At 61.2% G+C, this 3,288-nt stretch carries 1 protein-coding gene; it reads right to left on the bottom strand.

The features are described from left to right. Positions 1–295: 295 nt before the first annotated feature. The gene (locus J2W68_RS17940) at positions 296–2,902 is read right to left on the bottom strand and encodes an AAA family ATPase (protein WP_310238762.1); all 2,607 of its coding nucleotides are present in this window, start codon (positions 2,900–2,902) and stop codon (positions 296–298) included. Positions 2,903–3,288: the final 386 nt, after the last annotated feature.

The raw sequence follows: 3,288 nt of genomic DNA, 5'->3' as shown, positions 1-3,288 counted from the left end.
CCTGTCTCCAGATGGCTGGAGCGCATGCGATCACTGCCGCCAGAAGTCCTCGATCAGATGGCGCTGACGCCATGAAAACGTGGGGAAACCTTAGACCCTGACTCCGTTAGCTCACGCGGCATCTTGAGGATCGAGGCAGGGCTATCGGGCATTGCTTCGATGCAGGCATCCAATGAAGCAAACCTCATCGCGGGCGGTCGATCATCCATGTAGCGCTCCAACCTTGCTTGCACTTCAAGCCGTCAATTGCAGCGGCGATAAGTAAACCTAACCCCGTTATCCAGACGGGCCTGGTTTACGCGTTGGGGGAGGCCGCTGCTTTCGCGCGGTCGTTGAACGTCTTGCACCATTCGTGCATGTCTTGCACATCCTTCAGCAATTCGTCCGGATCCGGGAGCCAGGTGGGAGTGTCCATGGGTTGAGAGTGCTCAAATGCGGAGTATTTGGTCATCATCCCGTCGATCAGTGCGCAGTCTATTGGGGTGATCGCGCTGAGCCGCTGAAGCTTGTTGAGCGTGTTGATCTCGCGCCGATAGCGGTTGATGACGCCAGAACAAAGCTCGTCCTCTACAGAACGCTCGACCAAGATTCGGAAGTTGCTGCAGGCGGCCTTCAATGCGAGGTCTTTCAGCGGCGGATCGAGCTTCTTGAGCTGTCCGATGCTGCTGACCATTTGGCCAAAGCCGGATTGTGGCTTCAAGGAGAAGGTGTTGATCTGCGCCGGCATGCCGGTTTTGGTCCCATCGCGGGCGATCGATTCAACCGCGACGCTGACCGCGGACTGATCGAGTTTGGTCCGTTGCTTGGCGGCATTCTGCAGGAGGACCATCAGCGACAGCCGATGCGTGAACACGATCACCTGACGGTGCTCGGCCAGATCCACCAGGCGTTTGGCGACCGCCTCCTCAAATCTTTGATCCAGCGAGGAGATGGGGTCGTCGAAGATCACCGGCATGCCTCGTTCAAGGCCCGTTGCGTCGGCCAGGAAGGCCGCCAATGCCACGATGCGTTGCTCCCCTTCGCTCAGGATCTCCCGATTCTTCTGGGCACCTTGCGCGTCCTTCAGCTCAACGTAGAAGGTGAACGCGCCTTTGCCTTGTGATCGATACGCCATCCGGACGGGAAGCGAGTGGCCTCCCAAAGCCTGCAGCTCGGCATTGAATCGGTCGCAGTAGCCTTGGGCGAGCTCAGACTGCCCAATCTCGTTGCTCTTGGAGGTCAATGGTCCGGTAAACGTGGATTTGACGGCTGTCTCCAGGGTCGCCACGCGCTTGAGGCGGATCACCTCGGCCCAAACCGCGTCGCGCTGCTCCGATAGCCACTGTTGCGCCTTCAGATCGGCTAGGCGGGCTTCCTTCTCTTTTCGCCCCTTCGGGTCCAACAAGCCCACCAAGGTGTCGCGCTCATCGCTCGTCGTTTTGACCTTCTGATCGTAGGCGTTGGTCCACATGGACCACTCCACGGGCGGTGCCTCGGTGGCTTCGCTCATGGCTTTTAGACGTGCATGAATGGCGTTGAGCAACGGCGTGGCTTGGTCGGCTTCCAAGCCAATAGCCGCGCACTGGCCCTGCCAGGCGACATCGGAGAGGGGGCTGGGCAACGCCTTTTTCAACGTCGCCAAGTTGTCTTCTGCGGTCTTGGCTTCCGTTTGGAGCGTGTCGTTGAGGTAGTGCTCAAAGCTGGCCAGTCGTGCCTTGCCGTCCTCTCCCAATGGCTGCTGGCAGAGGACACAACAGGCCTCGTCCCCAACGTGGGGGAAGGGGTGGTAACGGTAGGCAACGCCGGTTGAATAAGCTTTTGCGGCGTCCCAAAGCGTTCGCCACACGGATTCTCCAACGCCCTTCAGCGGCAACCCCTCAAGGAAGGCCGTGGCGTAAGCGTTGGCGGCTTGGCGTTTGACCTGCGCCGCATCGCAGGCATCCACGAGTGCCTGTGCCCGCTCGTCGCTCATGCTGTCCTTGAATGCAGACACGCTGGCCGCCAGGTGCGACAGGCGCACCAGCTCCCCGACGGCCTTGGCGTGGGCCACTTCGGGGTTTGCTTGGGCCAGGGCGGTCTCCAGAGCCAAACGCTCTTCGTTCAGCGCAGCGGGGAAGGCGCAATGGTTGTTGACCTCGTCTTCGGTCACTTTCGCCGTCAGCTTCCGGAGGACCGTTGCAGCGCTGCTCTCGGCGTGATCTTCCGGGATGTTGGGCAGGTTGCTGGAGAGCTTTGCCGCGCGGGCCTTCAATCGAGTTGCAAGGTCATCTGAGATGTTGATGAGCATCCCGACGAACCGCATGGCCCGGGGAAGGTGGGTGGCGGTGGTGGCGGTGTCCCCGAACTCAAGCGCCGTGGCAGAGTCGAAGACCGGGACTGCTTTCAACTTCAAATGGGGTCCGTCGGCTGCTTGCCATGCGAGATCGGCAGACGACGTGGTGCCATCGGCTCGCGTCGCCGTGACTTTGATCAGAGCGGAGGCGGCAGCGGGGTTCTGCTTGAACACGTTGCCGTGGATGTATCCCTTGGACCGTGCGCCGCAGACGTGCTTCATCAAACGGGCGTAGCCCGATTTGCCGGCCCCGTTAGGCCCGTAGACCACTGTCATCTGGCCTTGGCTGAGATCCAGTACCGCGTCCTCGCCGAGTGCATTGACGCCGCGGATGGAGGAGACCGAGTCGATGCGAAGCTCAGCGGCCGTGGGCGTCCCCAAGATGGTGCCCGGTGCCAACGCCGGATGCGGCGCTTCCAGCGTCTTGGCCGCGTCTGCCAGGCAATGATTCGCCAGGGCCTCCATCTCTTCTTCGGTCGGCATGCGGCGATGCTGGATGACCGTGGAAGCAGCCATGCGCAACCAGCTTGGGCGGCTACTCAACCAGTCTTCCAGCGTCGTGGGCCCGGTAGCCCCGTCCTTCTTTGCCATCGGTCACTTCCCTTGTGATCGGCGGTAGCCAGGAAGGCTCCGTCCCCCTCCATCAATAGTGACTCTGGTCACATTTGGAGGCAAGTCGGTGATGGTCGTAGGAGGGGAATCGTTTCGGCGACCGGCGGGGATCAGGCCGCTGAGGGCGCAGCGACTTGTGCGGCAGCGAGGACGGCCGTCAAGTCTCGGTTCAATGCTGGGCGTCTGCCCGCAGTTCGCTCCAGTTTAGTGACCAGGTCTGGCCCTGGCCACGGACCGACGCGAGCCATGCATGGGCTCGCAAAGAATGGGGTCAGGTTCTAAGGTTTCCCCACGTTTTCATGGCGTCAGCGCCATCTGATCGAGGACTTCTGGCGGCAGTGATCGCATGCGCTCCAGCCATCTGG

The organism is Luteimonas terrae (assembly GCF_031457535.1).
Lineage (GTDB): Bacteria > Pseudomonadota > Gammaproteobacteria > Xanthomonadales > Xanthomonadaceae > Luteimonas > Luteimonas terrae_A.
Note: the sequence above shows the minus strand (reverse complement) of the source record. Positions and strands in the feature narration are given on the sequence as shown.